We start from the raw sequence: 17,436 nt of genomic DNA on the forward strand, positions 1-17,436 counted from the left end.
ATCATCCGTGCCCTTGTATAGGACGTTATAAATCTACCACTTTCTATATGGTTTAACAGGATAATAATGAAAACTATGATCTTCTTTGCAAACTACGTACATTGATAAAAAACGTTCAGTGCTACTTCTTTTGAATTAACGTCGCGATATCTTTTCTAAGTGACGTGAGTTCACCTTGTAAATGACTTAACTGCTGTGGGCTTAAACTCTCGTTTAACTGTCTCATGATGACAAAACGCTGGATTAAATACTCATCGAGTTGAGTTTGATAAAGCGCATTTTTAAGAGAAAGAATATTTTTCACTTGTTGCTCGATACTCGATGAAAAATTCGGATTAGTACGTTGTTTTAGTATCGTCTTTAATTGTGACAAGTTATCTGTTGCTATGTTTTGAAACATTGTGGATTGCTGTAATTGCAGTTGCGCTAAGTTTAAAATCAGCTGTTTTTGTTGCTTAGTTAGACGTCCAATCCACTCTTGGGCTTTATCTTCAAGTTCATCATAGCGATCTTCAAGGCGTTGCTGTGGATTTTTAGATAAACGCTCTTCACGTCGCTCTGCTATCTCTTTTTCAATCGCTTGGACACTGGCTGTAACTTGTGACGTACTCATTGTTTTTACAACATCAATGATCGGTGAAACAAAAACCAGAGCTGATGCTTCCCCTGCTTGTGTAAAACGCTGATGGTAATTAGCAATTTGTGCCGCAGTTAAAGGCTTTTTAAGATCGGTTTGTAAGGCAGAAATCAATTTGTGAAAGACAACTAGTTGCTGCCGTCGATGCTTTACAAGTGCCGATTCAAGGCCTTGCTCTAACGCATCCTGCTGTTGAGAGTCCAAATCAAGATAATCTGATAAGTAATAATCAATCCAGAAATCCAATGAATTGTATACCAATTTAAATGTGCAACCAGATAACATCACACAAATAAAGATTATGCTTATCATTCTTTTCAACATCAGTACGTCTCCTTGTACAAACGTTTCACACTTTATATAACGTCTCTATATACCCATGCTTTTTAACTTGAGCTCTAGCTGTTTGGCTTGTTGTAAATATTCATCATCATGCCAAACTTGGTAACCAACCAAATACCACAGTAATGCTAGGTACTCACACCAAGGCTGCCAGTAATTAACAGCCTCTAACCACTTTAATGTCTCAGTAGATTCCGAAGTGATCTTCTCTTCTCTAGCCAAACAATAATCTTTCACTGCTTTTTCAGGGCTAAGTGCATTAGCTAATATAGTCATGGTTAAATCAAGAGAAGGATCACCTGCACAGGCATATTCCCAATCGATAACTTTAGCGCTCATCCCATCAACTAATTGGTCACAGTCATTAGGGACAATAATATTGTAACGCCCTAAATCAAAATGACAGCAGGTATCAGGAAAGTAATGATGAATCTTCTGGTTATCAAAATAATGATAAATAGACATTAATTGTTTTGATTTTAAATCAACAGGAATTGTTTGCCAGTAATGCTCAATACGTTGCTTAATATCTAATCGATGGATGGGAAGCGGTAAAGCATGAATACGCGCTTGTAGTTGGCACAGTTGCTGATTGGTAAATCGTTGATCTGCTTGTTCGCCTTCAAGCCAATCTACAATTAATACTTGTTCATTATTATTTGGATTAGTGTCTAACAATGCATAGGGTTTTGGCGCTAATTCAAAATGTTCAATTAAACGTAATAACTGATATTCATGCGTTCGATTAATACCAAAAGCTTGAGCTGTGCTCGTTAGTGGTCGCCACACGTAATGGGAAGATTGATTATTCGAAGGGTGATACAGGAATAATTTCCAACAGCGATTGGTTAAACCGCCCGCTAATGGGCTCGCTGTTAGAAATTGTGTATCTGGTAGCAGAGACAATAATGTGGGATCAAAACTCTCGTTATCTTTCATTATAATTTCAACATTGCTACCAGATATTTAAGCTAAATTACCAACCTTGAGAGTCTGATTCACTCTTAGGTGCTAAACCTGAATCAGCCCACTCAATTGAACCTGAGTTTGTATCCATCAAACGCATGGTCATTTTATAAAAAGGTACATTTTTACCATCTTCAGACTTGCTAGTATTGCTTACATGACCATACAGCATGTATTGCGCACCTGTCATTTTAGCAAATTGAATCGCAGTACCTTGATTAACAAAACGATCATTTTCACTAAAGTTCATTTGTTTACGCACTGCATCAACGCGAGACTTATCGACTAAGTTGAATTTACCCGAACGTGAAATTTTAGACTTAATCGTGTTAGTAAGCGACTTAGTATCAACATGTCCACTGGCATTGTTTTGAATATTATCAACAATCACAATCGGATGCTTACCGCCTGCTGTAATTGAAGAGACAGCCGGTGATGACAACATCTTTGTTGTTAAGTCCGATGCCGTATTATCAAGATCATTAGAGCCAAAATTTACCGATGGAGTTTCAGGTAAATGCGAATTCACATAATCGACAGTTTGGGCACAACCACCTAATAATGAAGATGCCGCTAATAATGTAAGAACGCTTTTTTTCATTGTTTTACCTTAACAATATTTTATATTAAATCAGTATACTGCTCGACGAACGTAAATACGATATTGGGTAGCTTCAGCTTTATCAGCAACACCTTGTAATATTACTTTACCGTTGCCAGCCAAAGCAAAGGAATGCCATGGTGCAGCACTACCACTGATCTCTAAACCTTGGCCATCATACCAATAAAAACGGTATTGCAAGTTCAGATCTGTGTTAACTTTATTTATTGCCTCTACAGAAGCCTGCATTAAACCATTAACTTTCGTTATATGGGCGTCTTTAAAAACTAAGCTACGTGCTAGAACAGCGTTACCAATAACGACATTTTGATTACTGTTTTCGATACTAATACCAGCATGTTCACTGCTACACCCTGTGAGAATTAATGCTAAAAATAATGTCATTACATACTTCATTACATGCCTCTTATTAGCGTGACAATCAAATTTCTTAGTAACATTATAAGAAAGTCACCAATGATCGTGCGTAGTGCTATTACCCACAAGTTCTTACTAACGAATCTAAATATCAGTATTTACCGTCAAATAACAACGCGTTAAATTTTAATGTTAGTCAACAACGATTACCAATGAAGTTATTGATAAGCCGTAGATATAATCAATACACCGCAATAAAAAAGCCTGAATATCGCACTCTTTACCGCATATACGGCGAGAAGATTAAAGATACTCAAGCTTTGTGTCTATCTAAGGATAATTATTATCCATTACATAACGTTATCAGCACGCCATGACTAGCCAACTAGCATTGGTCCTAAAGGACGTCCACCTAATAGGTGCATGTGGATATGGTAAACTTCTTGACCACCATAAGGGTTACAATTAACGATCAAACGGTAGCCATCTTCTGCCACGCCTTCCTTTTCTGCTAATTTACGAGCAACGGTAAACATACGCCCCATCATCAACTCATCATCGGCTTCCACATCATTGACTGTTGGGATCAATTTATTTGGAATAATTAGGATATGGCTTGGCGCACGAGGATTGATATCACGAAATGCCGTGACTAAGTCATCTTGATACAAAATATCAGTTGGAATTTCTTTACGAATAATTTTACTGAAGATAGTTTCTTCCGCCATTTCTGACTCCATCAACTCATTGTTATTTGTTTAGTTAGTGAGTATGCGTCAGTCAACTCTATTGCGCAATATTGAACATTGTTTTAAAGATTTAATAGAGAAAAAATTTCACGTTTTCGTGTTTTTTTGATGCAGCGATCAAACAATTGAACCCTAAACAAATTTATCTATCAAGACTCAAGCAAAACTGACGATAGTATAGGTTAGAGCTAATTTGATAATTCGATTCGCAAATTTAGCATTGATTGCGAAATAAAGGATTAAGCCATTATCAAATTACATTTATGACTAATAGGTCAGCATTATGATGACACTGACCCTTTGCTAAATATAGGGATATTATGAAGAAATCTAGCCAAACTTCGGTCATACGTCGCATGTACTCAGGTTTTGTGGTTATGGTTGCATTGTTTGTTTTAACCATCGTGCTAATGCTTGATGGAACAAACCGTATCCATAACCAGTTAACAACAGTGACAACAGACGCACTTCCTTTAGTCTCTATATCAAATAAAGTCAGTGTTAAACTTCTTGCCGCAGACAAAACTTTTAAAGACTTTTTAACCAGTCAAGATCTAGCCGCAATGAAAACCTATGAGGCCGACTTTCGTAATGCAACAAGAGACTTCGCTTCTGCACGTAAAGAGCTTGTAGACATTGCTGAAAGTAATCCTGAATTAACATCTTACATTAAAGCGCTAACCGAATTAGAACAACGTTACTTTAGCGAAGCTCAAACCGCGATGGGTAACTATCGCGCACAAATGTTAGCCGGTGATGAGCGCCAACAATCAGCACGACGCTTCCAGCGTTTGCAAGCTGAGCTTAGCATTGGTATGAAAGAATACATTAATGAGCAAGATAATATGGCTGTTAAAATGATGGCTAAAAATTTCTTTGTGAAGTTAAAAGAAACAGAAACCATTACTTCTGACGCCCTTGCTACTGACGATATCAGTAAGATTAAAGCAGCAATGAAGGCGAATAAACGCAGTGTAAACCATCTTGCCAACGCATTTCGTAGCTTAACAACCCTACTTTCAGGCTTAAAAGAAACATTCGGTAAATCTGTTACTCAATACACGTTAGATATCGGTAAAAAAGGCGGCGTGCTTGATCAACACTATGAATATATTGAAGCGAAAACGCGCCTTTACGACAACATTGCCACGCTAACTAAAGAAGTTAACCAAGCGCTATCAATCCTTGAGCAATTTAATCAGCAAGCGACCAATCAAATGGATCAAGCGATTGCAACAGCTGATAACACTTACAATCAAGGCGTCACCAAAGCTGTGGGTATTGCGATTGTGGTTATTTTATTAGCCATTTCTATCGGTTGGTATTTAGCGCGAAGTGTACGCCGTCCACTTGTATCTATGCTTAAAACGCTTGAATCATTAACTGATGGTGATATGACACAGCGTACAGAAAGCAGTCAATTCATTGAGTTTAATAAATTAAGTCATCACATCAATACGTTAGCTGGTAACCTTCAACAAATTTTAAGTCAATTAAGCAAAGCATCTGAAGATCTCACTCAAGTTGCAGCAGAAAACCAAAGTACAACAGCACAGGCAAAACAGCGACTCAATGAACAACGAGAGCAAACCGTTTCTGTAGCAACAGCAATGACAGAAATGGAACACTCAGTTACTGACGTATCGCAAAGTGCGCAGAACACAATGGAACGTGTTCATGAGGTAGAACGTGCATCAGCAACAGGTCGTGAAGTGATGAGTAAAAACATCAATATTGCGCATCAGCTTTCAACTCGCTTAGATGACTCTGTAACTGCCGTTGCTGATCTTCAACAAATGAGCAGTAATATTGGCTCTATTTTGGATGTTATTCGTAATATTGCCGACCAAACTAACCTACTTGCACTCAATGCTGCCATTGAAGCGGCTCGTGCTGGCGATCAAGGACGAGGCTTTGCCGTTGTTGCAGATGAAGTACGTGTTCTCGCTAAACGTACCACCGACTCTACCTCTGAGATTGAAGCGATGATCCAAAACCTTCAAGGTAGCTCAGGTCAAGCGATGGAAATGATGCAAAGCTGTGTAACAGAAATGGATAACAGTATTAATCAAGCATCAGATGCCAATAGTGCAATGGAAGAGATCCAAGCGATTATCATTGAAATTAGTCAAATGAGTAGTCAAATTGCACAATCAGCGGAAGAGCAACGTACGACGACTGCCGACATTGCCCGTAGTTTAGAGGATATTAGTCATATTGCTGATACTAACTACAATGCAATGGAAGAAATGGCAGAAGCCAGTACAATGTTAGATAGCTTAGCCACTGAACAAAATAAACTGGTTCATAAATTTAAACTGTAATTTAAGCTAAGCAAATAAATGAAGCCGATCATCAGATCGGCTTTTTTGTTCTAGCGAAAAATTTAGGTTTCACTGAGATGAACATGGCGGCCAGTACAATCAGTCCCGCCCCCACCCATTGAAGCTGTTCAAATCGTTCTCCTAACCACCAATGTGCAAACAAACCACCAAATACAGGCTCTAATCCTAATAAAAAAGAAACTTGGGTTGGACTTGTATGCTTCACCCCATAGTTTTGAAAGTAAAAAGCAAACAAGGTACAAAAAATCACTAGGTAACCAATATACAACCAAAACTCTGGCGCGCTAGGGATGATGAATTGTTCTACAGGGACAGTGAAAACCAATAGGCTAATACAAACAACGGTTACCACTGATAATTGGATAAATGTTGCCACCATAGGATCGCAATGTTGTTGATTCATTTTCTTTTTAGTTGTCACCACAAAAGCTGCACGCCCCAGTGCTGCGATCAAAATGAGAATATTACCGATATTGAACGTTACCGTATTCAGGCTATCTCCTACTAATAACCACACACCGGCAATCGCAATGCATCCGGCAAATAAATCTGTAACCGCAAGTTTATGACGATTAAACAATGCATCAACAGCAGGAGTAAAGATAATAAAAAGGCTAATAAGAAAAGCAGCATTTGAAGCTGTTGTGTGTTTAAGACCATAAGTTTCGGCCAAATAAATAATACTTAATATTCCTCCCGTTGGTGCTAATTGCAGCCAAACCTGTTTATTTAGTTTCTTGCTGACTAAGGGGAATATCACTAAAAGTGTGCAACAAAAACGAATTACCAAAAACATCAACACACCAGTATAAAGCATGGATTCTTTTGCCACACCAAAACTGGTACCCCAAAATACAGCGGCAGCTAGCACACCTATTGTTGCTATTAACGATGTATTCAAAAATACACTTTTATTCTGCTCGACCTGTTCCATTCACACACATCCTTTCTTACACGGTTTTAGTCACTGTTCTTGTAAGATTGAATGGTATATGTTTGACTTGATATTGATAATACCGCTAATAAGCAAAGGATTTGTGACTGATGGACAAAAATAAAATTATTCAACTTCTTCCTGATATTGCAGCCTTTGTCACTGTTGTAGAGTCAGAAAGCTTCAGTCATGCAGCTAAAAAATTGGGAATGACACCATCAGGTGTTAGTCGGCAAATCAGCCGCCTAGAAAAAGAGCTTCAAGTACAACTAATAAAACGCAGTACTCGAAGCCAATCACTCACCATTGCAGGGCAAGAAGCTTACCAATATGGTAAAAATATCCTTCAGCAAGCCCAAGACGTAGTAAATATAGCCAGTAAACAAAAGCAAGATATTGAAGGGGTACTCACCATTGCTTCACCGAAAGCGTTTTGTCGTCAGGTACTTCAACCTCTATTACTAGAATTTGTTGACACTTATCCAAAGCTACAACTAAAAATCCAAGTTACAGACAAACCGATAGACCCGCTCTATCACGACGTAGATGTCGTTTTTAGGTTAACCAACGAGCCTCAAAATAACCTAGTGGCCAAACAGTTAGCCACTAACGATCTGGTATTATGTGCAAGCCCCTATTACCTCGAAAAGAAAGGTACACCAACGCATCCTAAGCAATTAGCCCAGCATGATTGTATCTATCTAGGTGAAACAAATACTGACAATCAATGGCGATTTAAATCTGAAGATGAAGAGCTGAAAGTAACGGTGAATGGTCGCTATATTGTTAATCATACAGAGATGCGTTTAGATGCCGCACTAAATCACTTTGGTATTGCAGTATTGCCTGCATTCGTCGCTCAAAAAGCTTTGCAATCAAAAGCCCTTACTGCAGTCCTTAACGATTGGACACTTCTTGATAATTACCAAGGTACTGTGTTCATGCAATACCTGCCTAATATCAATATGCCTTATCGCCAACGCGTGTTTATCGATTTTATTACCGAAAGATTTTCGTCTGATTTAAGAAAAAAGCTTAGCAACTGCAATTAATTGCTTGTAAGTGTTTTTTATCTCTTGTAAGTTGAACTTAGCGTTCAATAAATAGGCAACACTATGATTTATTCATCTATTTTTACTTGTTACATTTGGCTCCTCAATTCCCTACTGCCATCCGGCCGGTAGAGTTTTGCTATCTGGCTGTGAGTTATGCTCAGCCAGTGACCTCCGCATTTCTCGCAGCATTATTTTCATCTTTAAGCGAGAAATCACATGACATCATCAAATTCAAGCAACAACCCAATTAACGAAAACGTCAGCTCCCCTCATGCTGAACTCAATAAAGGCATTGTTTATGCTCTTATCGGTACTGCTTTATTTTCTATCAAGCCCGTTTTTATCAAACTTGCTTATCAATATGGTGGAGATGCGGTGTCGATTATGTCGTTACGAGCGATAAGTTCTGTGCCGATTTATATCATTATGATGCTATGGCTATTACGAAAAACAGAGCATAGAGATAATCTGAAACAATATGGTTTAGCGGCAAGCGCTATTGGCGTCTTAGGCTACTATGTTGCGTCATACCTTGATATTGCAGCCATGGCGCATATCAGTGCGCAGCTAGAACGACTACTAATTTTTCTATTTCCAAGCTTCGTCGTTTTAATTAGTTGGACTGTCCTAAAACAAAAGCCAGCACAAGGTACATTTAAAGCTATTGCACTTGGCTATATTGGTGTCGCTTTTATTGTTTTTCATGATCTAGGAAGTATGGGGAATAATGTCTTGATAGGAAGTGGATTGGCCATTGCATCCGCATTCGTTTTCGCTTGTTACTTAATCATGAGCAAAAAGTTAATTACCAAAATGGGCAGCCAATTATTTACCTGCATCGGAATGGGATCCGCAGGGATCATTATTTTGATTCAAAGTCAGTGGCAAGGCGTCAATGTGATCGTTCTGGATCCAATGCTTATCCTGCTTGGGATCGCGCTAGGTATCTTTTGTACTGTGTTGCCATCGTTTTTTGTTGCTGCCGCTATGCAAAAATTAAATCCATCACAGCTAAGTTTAACCAGCAACGTTGGCCCTGCTATTACCGCAGTTTTTGCTATCACATTACTTAATGAACCTTTTACTTTTTATCATGCTATAGGCATGCTCTTTGTGGTTTATTCAGTAATAAGCATGAAGAGAAGAGGACAATGATACACAGATTCTAACTAAAGTGCTGTGATCATATTCTCTTTTGGCAAACGATTGCCTTTTAATTCAACAATCAAACCGATTGTTGAATTAATGACCTTTACTTAGCGCAACGATACTTTTAGAATCGGGCAAATTTTTTGGAAGGGAAACAAAATGACAACATTAACGATTACTCGTCCTGATGATTGGCACACACATTTACGTGATGGCGATGTATTAAAAGATACAGTAAGGGATATTAGCCGTTACATGGGGCGCGCGATCATCATGCCTAATTTAATCCCTCCTGTTACTGATACAGAATCTGCTTTAGCTTACCGTGACCGCATTCTTGACGCTCAACCAAGCCCAACTTTTTCACCACTTATGGTTATCTACCTAACAGATAACACATCACCAGAAGAAATTAAGAAAGCCAAAGCATCGGGTCATGTATATGCCGCTAAACTCTATCCTGCTGGCGCAACGACTAACTCAGACTCTGGCGTCACTTCAATTGATAAAATTCGCCCTGCATTAGAAGCGATGCAAGAAGTCGGTATGCCGCTTCTTATTCATGGTGAAGTAACACATAATCATGTTGATATTTTCGACCGTGAAAAAGCATTCCTTGATACTGTACTTGGTCCTATTGTTGAAGAATTTTCATCACTCAAAATTGTACTTGAACACATTACGACAGCAGATGCTGTAAAGTTTGTTCAAAATGCAGGTGACAATGTCGCTGCAACCATTACAGCTCACCACTTAATGTTTAACCGTAACCATATGCTAGCAGGTGGTATTCGCCCACACTTCTACTGCTTGCCTATCTTAAAACGTAACACTCACCAGCAAGCATTAGTGGATGCAGCAACCAGTGGTAGCAAGAAGTTTTTCTTAGGTACCGATACCGCACCGCATGCAAAAGGCATGAAAGAAGCAGCATGTGGTTGTGCTGGCTCTTACACTGCTCACGCAGCTATCGAGCTATATGCCGAAGTCTTTGAACAAGCTGGCGCACTAGATAAGTTAGAAGGTTTTGCTAGCTTCAATGGCCCTGATTTTTACGGCCTACCACGTAATACAGATACGATTACGCTTGTAAAAGAGTCGTGGACAGTAGCAGAAGAAATGCAATTTGGTAGCAACACGGTAGTACCGATTAAAGCGGGTGAGACCATTAGCTGGAAAGTGAACGCTTAACCACTGAAGTAAACCAAACGCTAAACAGCTTTATAAAAATAAAGGCTTCCGAATCGGAAGCCTTTTTAATTGCAGTTAATTTAATTCAGCATTAAGCAGTTTCTTTTGTCGGTATTTTTAGCTTATGGAATAAACGATATAGCACCGGAACAACGATTAACGTTAATACGGTAGCGAAACTTAAACCAAACATAATGGTCACTGCCATTGGCTTAAAGAACACATCTGGTAATAGCGGTAACATACCTAAAACAGTGGTGATAGCAGCCATACACACAGGACGTACACGACTGACAGCCGCATCTAACACAGCTAAATATTTATCTTTACCACTGGCTATCTCAATCTCAATTTGGTCTAACAATACGATACCGTTTTTCACCAACATACCGGATAGACTTAAGAAACCAAGCAGTGCCATGAAACCAAATGGCGTATTAAGTAACAACAAACCTAATGTCACACCAATAATTGCCAATGGCACGGTTGCCCAAACGATCAATGCTTCTTTTACCTTATTGAAAAGCAATACAGTAATTAAGAACATCGCCAAATAACCCATCGGCATCGTTTGGAATAACGAGGCTTGCGCGTCTGCTGATGATTCATACTCGCCCCCCCATTCCAAGGTGTACCCCTCTGGCAGTTCAATATCTGCGATTGCTGGCATAATACGTTTTTGTACTGTCGCTGCCGTTTCTTCACCAATAGGATCTGGATCAGCCATTACCGTTAACACACGTTTACGATTTTTACGCACCACTAATGGATCTTCCCAACGTACATTGACACCTAGCACCACTTGTTGAAGTGGAATATAACCTTGAATGGCAGGGCTCCAGATCTTCATGCCTTCTATGGTGCTAATGTCGACTCGCTCATCTTCAGGCAAACGTGCCACGATTGGCATTAAGTTTGTGCCCTCACGATAGAGACCAATGTTGATCCCTGAAAATGCCATTTGCAGTAACTCATCAACATCTTTTTTAGTAATGCCATAGCGTCTTGCTTGGCTTTCATTAAATATCGGCTCAATTACTTTGGTGCGCTCTCGCCAGTCATGACGAATATTGAATGCGCCAGGATCTGCATTCATCACATCCACCACTTGCGACGCAATTCCACGTAGTATGGTTGGATCTGATCCAACAATTCTCGCTTCAATTTTAGCGCCGGATGAAGGCCCTAACATGACTAGTTTGGCTTTGTATTCAATTTCGGGAAATTGTTTATCTAATTGTTCTCGGAAATTTTTCATCACAGGAACAACACTATCAAATGAGTCAACACGCACAATTAACTCACCATAAGCGGCATAGCTTTTCTCTGGTGCATACGTCAACATGAAACGTTGCGAACCTTTACCCGCACTTGAACTGACATATTCTACGCCCTTTTCCGCTGCGACCACTTTCTCAAGCTGTTTTAGCGTATTATTGGTAGCACGGATATCGGTCCCTTCAGGAAGCCATACATCCACCATAAACATTGGCGTTGTTGATGCAGGAAAGAACGATTGTTTCAATAATGTAAAGCCATACAAACTCCCACCTAGCATCAGGATCAAGGTGATCACTGTTAGCCATGCACGACGCATGCAAAACTCTAATGACTTACGGTATACGGTGAAGAAAATACCTCCATACGGATCTTTTTGATCGCTATCTTGATCCACCTTGACGTTTTTAAAGAACAGATCCGCAAAGAATGGCGTTAACGATATCGCTGTAAACCAACTCAACATCAGTGAGATCAGAAGCACCGTAAATAGTGTTCGACAATATTCACCCGTTGAATCTTGCGATAAACCAATTGGCGCAAATGCCATTACTGCAATGACTGTTGCCCCTAGCAGTGGCCACTTGGTTTGAGTCACAATGTCAGAAGCCGCTTGCATTCGCGTTCGCCCCTTCTGCATGCCTATCAATATTCCTTCGACCACGACTATGGCATTATCCACCAGCATACCCAGTGCAATAACTAAGGCGCCTAAAGAGATACGCTGTAAATCGATCGCTAACCACTTCATAAACACAAAGGTGCCTAAAACAGTCAGGAGCAAGATTAAACCAATCAGTAAGCCTGAACGAAGCCCCATAAAGAACAGCAGCACCACAATAACAATAGCTACTGCCTGACCTAAGCTAACAACAAAACCACTTACTGACTTATCTACTTCAATCGGCTGGCTATATACTGCATCAATATCAATACCCACTGGTTGTTGTTCTTTCAGTTCAGCCAGCCTTTGCATAACCCGTTGGCCTACTTCAACAACATTAACGCCAGCGACAAAAGAAATACCAACGTTCAGCGCTTCTTTGCCGTTAAAGCTAACTAAGTTATCTGGAATCTCCTTAAAACCTTTTTTGATCTCTGCGACATCTCGAAGGTAAATCAGCCCATTAGCGCCTTTATCGGTAATGATTAAATCGCCCAGTTCATCAACATTTTTGAATTCACCAGTAGGATGAACGCGAACATATTCATCGCCAATACGAACTGCGCCCGCACTCGTAACTAAATTTTGTGTCGCTAAAATGTTGTAAATTGTATCTAAAGAAATGCCGAGGCTACTGAGTCGCTGCATTGAGATTTCAATGAATACTTGCTCTTGCTGATTGCCAGTAACACCCACTTTTCCCACGCCATCAACAAGTTCAATTTCTCGGCGTAAGTAATCAACATAATCACTGAGTTCTTTATAGCTATAACCTTCACCCGTTATTGCTAACAAAATGCCGTAAACATCACCGAAATCATCAATGACTTTAGGCTTTGCGACTCCTGGAGGTAAGTTAGAGGATATATCATTAACCTTACGGCGTAATTCATCCCAAATTTGTGGTAAATCGTCAGGGCCATAATTGTTTTTCATGGTCACTGTGATTTGTGACAATCCTCGACTCGAAATAGAATTCACTTCATCAACATAAGTTAACTGCTGAATCGCTTTTTCTATAGGATAGGTCACTTCTTCTTCAACTTGCTGTGGTGTCGCCCCTGGATAAGAGGTAACAACCATAGCGTCTTTAATAGTAAATGCCGGATCTTCTAATTGGCCTAAACCAAAGAAAGAAAAGGTGCCACCGACAAGAAATATTAGCGTCAGCATCCAGCTGATCACTTTATTCTTAATGAAATAAGTCGCGATATCTTGCTTCATTATTGTTGTCCCTCCTTAGCCAATACCACCACTTTTTGTCCCTCTCGTAAGCGGTTAACGCCTGTAACAACAACTTGTTCCCCTTGTTTAACACCAGATTTTAATCGTACCCCTTCAGGCACAACTTTATCTGTTACCACAAGGCGTTTCGACACCGTATTGTCAGGTGTCAGTATCCAAACATATTTCTGATTAGAGGCGATATCATCACCGTCTAAATTAAATAAGGCTTCAAGTGGTACGATTTGCTGCCCAACTTGATAAACTTGTAACTTCTGAGCATCGGCCTCAACTTCAACTGGCATGCCTTCCAAAATAAACTGATCTTTAGGCATCGGCATCGTTAAGGTTACGAGAAATGAACCCGATTCAGGATCAGGTTCAGTGGTAAACTCTTTTAATGTCACCACATATTTTTGGTTATTCGGTAAAATGACTTTCGAAGAAGACCCCTGTGCTTTATTAACATCCAAAATACTTTGTTTGGAATAAATCATATCTGGCGCTTGGATCTCGATATCAACAGAGTCAATGCTATGAATATTCATAATCTGCTGACCTACTTTGATATTTTCAAATTGCTCAACTGGAATAGTCGAAATCACACCACTAAATGGGGCTTTAAGCGAAGTAAAACTTAATTTTAATTTAGCTAAATCAAGATTTGCTTTCGCAATACTTCGCTTAGCTTTTAATTCATCAAATTGAGACTGAGGTAAATAGCCATTTTTTAATAATGTTGCTGAACGGCGGTATTGGCTATCAATAACATTGTATTTAGCTTGAGCATCATCCACCTCTAATGTGTAATCACGTGGATCTAATCGCGCTAATACCTGCCCTTTTTTAACGGTGTCTCCTGAACGCACTAATATTTGCGTAATCTCTCCAGCAATACGAAATGATAAAATAGATTTATCAGCTGCTGAAGCCACTGCTGGAAACGTTAATTTCGGTGATTGTTTACCTGACTGTACCTGCTGTACCTTGACTCGCGGTTGCGCTTCGCGCGGCTCAACACTTGGTTTCTCACAACCTTGGAGTAACCATGTTGTACAGATAACCAATGTCAATAAACGATAACGTTTGATCATAGTCCACGCTCCTTGATCCATGAGCGGACCTTCTGACCTGATTGCAATTCAGATACGCCTGATGTCGCTATAACATCACCATCTTCTAAACCTGATATCACACGATTATTGTTATCTAATATGACTTCAGTTCTTACAACTTGCTGATTATCATCAACACGCCATACATAATCTTTATTGTCTTCAGTAATGATCGCACGCATTGGTATTGCGCCTGCATTTCCTTGTGGCAGAACAATTGTCACGCTACCAGACATTCCCGGCATGATATTACTTCCTTCCGGACGTGCCATTGAGAGTGTTACTTTATAACTGGATGTTTTGCTATCTGGCTCTGTATCAATTTCTTTAAATTGTGCGGGAAAGGTTTGATTAGTTAAGGTATCGAAAGCTACGGTAGGATTAATATTTTCGGCATGACCTTGAAAGCGTGCTAAAAGATAATCAGGAAGCTGAAATGTCATATTGATCAATTTAGCACTTTGAATATGCATTACAGGCTGTTTAGCACTGATATATTCATAGTTTTCAACCATAGATAAAGAAAGGTGCCCGTCATAAGGTGCGATAAGCTTGGCATAACTTAAATTCGATATTGCTTTATCTAATGAAGCTTTTGCCTGTTTTAAGTTAGCTTTAGAGGTATCGTAATCTAACTCTGATACTACATTTTTTTTCCGTAATTCTTTATCGCGCTTAAATTGCACATTCGCTAAATCATATTGCGCTTGTGCCTGCTTCACTAGCAGTGAAAATTCATCGCTATTTAATGTTGCAAGTATCTGTCCTTTCGTCACAAATTGACCAGGGTGAACATCTACGCTAGCAAGTTGACCTGAAACGCGAAAAGCTAAAACGGCTTTATCTCCCGCCTCAACAATCGCTGGAAACGCCCGTTGTGATTCATTATTACCTACTGAAACTGATTGTAATTTAACCGGTCGAGACTCAGGCTCAGCAATCGCTGATTTATCATCCTTGCAGCCAATTAATGCTAAGCATGTAAACAATGCCGCAAAAAAGCGATATCTCATACTACTCTCCATGATGTTTCATACTAAATCTTACTATTGTTAAAAAAATGTATGAAAAAATATATATCTATGAATAGTAGAGGCTTTTAAGTTGACAATCTTGTTTCATATATGAAAATAGAGTCAATATCACAATCCTTTTAAGATAAAAGAGACAATAAAAAAAGGAGCACAAGGCTCCTTTTCTTAGATATGCTTATATAGCTTACTTTTCCATTTCAGCGATATTTACACGCCATGTATCAGGGCCTGTTTGATGAGCATTAGTACCATTAGAATCAACAGCTACTGTTACTGGCATATCTTCGACTTCAAACTCATAAATCGCTTCCATACCAAGATCTTCAAACGCCACTACACGTGATTTTTTAATAGCTTTGGCAACTAAATAAGCAGCGCCACCCACAGCCATTAAGTAAACAGCTTTATGCTGCTTGATTGACTCGATCGCCGCGGGACCACGCTCAGCCTTACCAATCATTCCGGTTAGACCCGTTTCACCTAACATCATGTCGGTAAATTTATCCATACGCGTTGATGTTGTAGGACCCGCAGGACCCACGACTTCATCACCCACTGCATCAACAGGACCAACGTAGTAAATAAAACGATTATTGAAATCAACGCCTTCAGGTAAACCTTCACCTTTGGCTAACATTTCTTGAATACGTTTATGCGCAGCATCACGACCGGTTAAAATCTTACCAGACAGTAAAACAGTCTCACCTGATTTCCACTCTTGAACATCTGCTTTCGTAACCGTATCTAAATTTACGCGACGAACGCTATCACCCACTTCCCATGTCACTTCAGGCCAATCTTCTAACTTAGGCGGTGTTAATTCTGCAGGGCCAGTACCATCTAAAGTAAAGTGCACGTGACGTGTTGCGGCACAGTTAGGGATCATACAAACAGGCTTCGATGCCGCATGTGTTGGTGCGGATTTAATTTTTATATCAAGAACTGTTGTTAAACCACCTAAACCTTGCGCACCAATACCAAGCTTGTTGACACGATCGAAGATATCTAAGCGTAATGCTTCTTCTGTTGTTTGTGCTCCGCGCTCTTTCAATTCATGAATATCAATCGATTCCATCAATGATTCTTTCGCAAGCACAGCCGCTTTTTCTGCGGTTCCGCCGATACCAATACCCAACATACCAGGAGGACACCAGCCAGCTCCCATCAGCGGTACTGTTTTTTCAACCCACTCAGCAATATCATCAGATGGGTTCAACATCACCATTTTAGTTTTATTTTCAGAGCCGCCACCTTTAGCTGCTAACTGAATTTCAACCTTATCACCTGGTACCATATCGATATGAACAACAGCAGGCGCATTATCTTTCGTATTAATACGACGACCTGCAGGATCCGCAACAACCGATGCACGTAACGGGTTATCTTGATTGGTATAACCTTGACGCACACCTTCATCAATCATTTGTTGTACAGTAAGATCGCTATCCCACTGTACGTTCATACCAATCTTCACGAAACAGGTAACAATCCCTGTGTCTTGACAGATTGGACGATGCCCTTCGGCAGACATACGAGAGTTTATTAAAATTTGTGCAATCGCATCTTTTGCGGCTTGGCTTTGCTCTTTGTTATAGGCTTTTTCTAAAGCTTGCACAAAATCCAGTGGGTGGTAATAAGAAATATATTGTAATGCATCTGCCACACTACTAATTACGTCTTCTTTGCGGATGACAGTCATAGTTCCCCTCGTTGAGTTATATCATTCCATAGCGCCCGAAATTTACTTTCAATTTTTGTAGGGAAGATGTTCACG

The 17,436-nt window shown here is 39.7% G+C and carries 14 protein-coding genes; 4 read left to right on the forward strand and 10 right to left on the reverse strand.

The window, feature by feature from the left end; translation table 11 throughout:
- Positions 1 to 121 precede the first annotated feature (121 nt).
- From BTO08_RS07250 to hinT, 5 genes are all read right to left on the reverse strand, one after another.
- Positions 122 to 961: a DUF6279 family lipoprotein gene (locus tag BTO08_RS07250; RefSeq protein WP_242446245.1), complete on the reverse strand. Its 840-nt coding sequence runs from the start codon at positions 959 to 961 to the stop codon at positions 122 to 124.
- A gap of 45 nt (positions 962 to 1,006) precedes the next feature.
- The gene (locus BTO08_RS07255) at positions 1,007 to 1,918 is read right to left on the reverse strand and encodes a phosphotransferase (protein WP_105060482.1); all 912 of its coding nucleotides are present in this window, start codon (positions 1,916 to 1,918) and stop codon (positions 1,007 to 1,009) included.
- 37 nt (positions 1,919 to 1,955) lie between these two features.
- Positions 1,956 to 2,546 carry a penicillin-binding protein activator LpoB gene (gene lpoB / locus BTO08_RS07260; protein ID WP_105060483.1) on the reverse strand — a complete coding sequence of 197 codons (591 nt, stop codon included), beginning with the start codon at positions 2,544 to 2,546 and terminating at the stop codon, positions 1,956 to 1,958.
- Between the two features lie 30 nt (positions 2,547 to 2,576).
- Positions 2,577 to 2,951 carry a YcfL family protein gene (locus BTO08_RS07265; protein WP_242446246.1) on the reverse strand — a complete coding sequence of 125 codons (375 nt, stop codon included), beginning with the start codon at positions 2,949 to 2,951 and terminating at the stop codon, positions 2,577 to 2,579.
- Positions 2,952 to 3,301: 350 nt separating this feature from the next.
- Positions 3,302 to 3,652, reverse strand: coding sequence for a purine nucleoside phosphoramidase (hinT, locus tag BTO08_RS07270; RefSeq protein ID WP_005367093.1), 351 nt, complete (start codon positions 3,650 to 3,652; stop codon positions 3,302 to 3,304).
- 341 nt (positions 3,653 to 3,993) lie between these two features.
- On the opposite strand from hinT, the gene BTO08_RS07275 reads away from it, so the two are divergent.
- Entirely contained in the window at positions 3,994 to 5,997 is a 2,004-nt protein-coding gene (locus BTO08_RS07275; protein ID WP_198038422.1) for a methyl-accepting chemotaxis protein, read from the forward strand.
- A gap of 31 nt (positions 5,998 to 6,028) precedes the next feature.
- On the opposite strand, the gene BTO08_RS07280 is transcribed toward BTO08_RS07275, so the two are convergent.
- Entirely contained in the window at positions 6,029 to 6,952 is a 924-nt protein-coding gene (locus BTO08_RS07280; RefSeq protein WP_045149625.1) for a DMT family transporter, read from the reverse strand.
- Positions 6,953 to 7,062: 110 nt separating this feature from the next.
- Between BTO08_RS07280 and BTO08_RS07285 the strand changes: the two genes are divergently transcribed.
- The 3 genes from BTO08_RS07285 to pyrC all read left to right on the forward strand — a co-directional run bounded on the left by BTO08_RS07285 (position 7,063) and on the right by pyrC (position 10,347).
- Complete coding sequence (locus tag BTO08_RS07285; protein WP_105060485.1) at positions 7,063 to 8,004, forward strand: LysR family transcriptional regulator; 942 nt, start codon at positions 7,063 to 7,065, stop codon at positions 8,002 to 8,004.
- A gap of 219 nt (positions 8,005 to 8,223) precedes the next feature.
- The gene (locus BTO08_RS07290) at positions 8,224 to 9,162 is read left to right on the forward strand and encodes a DMT family transporter (protein ID WP_198038423.1); all 939 of its coding nucleotides are present in this window, start codon (positions 8,224 to 8,226) and stop codon (positions 9,160 to 9,162) included.
- A 153-nt stretch (positions 9,163 to 9,315) separates the two neighbouring features.
- On the forward strand, positions 9,316 to 10,347 hold the full coding sequence (gene pyrC, locus BTO08_RS07295) for a dihydroorotase (RefSeq protein WP_105060486.1): 1,032 nt from the start codon (positions 9,316 to 9,318) through the stop codon (positions 10,345 to 10,347).
- A gap of 91 nt (positions 10,348 to 10,438) precedes the next feature.
- Here pyrC and BTO08_RS07300 read toward each other — a convergent pair whose 3' ends face one another.
- From BTO08_RS07300 to BTO08_RS07315, 4 genes are all read right to left on the reverse strand, one after another.
- Positions 10,439 to 13,513 carry an efflux RND transporter permease subunit gene (locus BTO08_RS07300; RefSeq protein ID WP_105060487.1) on the reverse strand — a complete coding sequence of 1,025 codons (3,075 nt, stop codon included), beginning with the start codon at positions 13,511 to 13,513 and terminating at the stop codon, positions 10,439 to 10,441.
- The gene (locus BTO08_RS07305; protein WP_105060488.1) at positions 13,513 to 14,607 is read right to left on the reverse strand and encodes an efflux RND transporter periplasmic adaptor subunit; all 1,095 of its coding nucleotides are present in this window, start codon (positions 14,605 to 14,607) and stop codon (positions 13,513 to 13,515) included. The genes BTO08_RS07300 and BTO08_RS07305 overlap by 1 nt, the downstream gene beginning before the upstream one ends.
- Entirely contained in the window at positions 14,604 to 15,641 is a 1,038-nt protein-coding gene (locus BTO08_RS07310; protein WP_105060489.1) for an efflux RND transporter periplasmic adaptor subunit, read from the reverse strand. The genes BTO08_RS07305 and BTO08_RS07310 overlap by 4 nt, the downstream gene beginning before the upstream one ends.
- 205 nt (positions 15,642 to 15,846) lie before the next feature.
- A complete protein-coding gene (locus BTO08_RS07315; protein WP_045083029.1) occupies positions 15,847 to 17,361 on the reverse strand; it encodes a fumarate hydratase in 1,515 nt (504 codons plus the stop codon).
- Positions 17,362 to 17,436: the final 75 nt, after the last annotated feature.

It is taken from the genome of Photobacterium angustum (genome assembly GCF_002954615.1).
Taxonomy (GTDB): Bacteria; Pseudomonadota; Gammaproteobacteria; order Enterobacterales; family Vibrionaceae; genus Photobacterium; species Photobacterium angustum_A.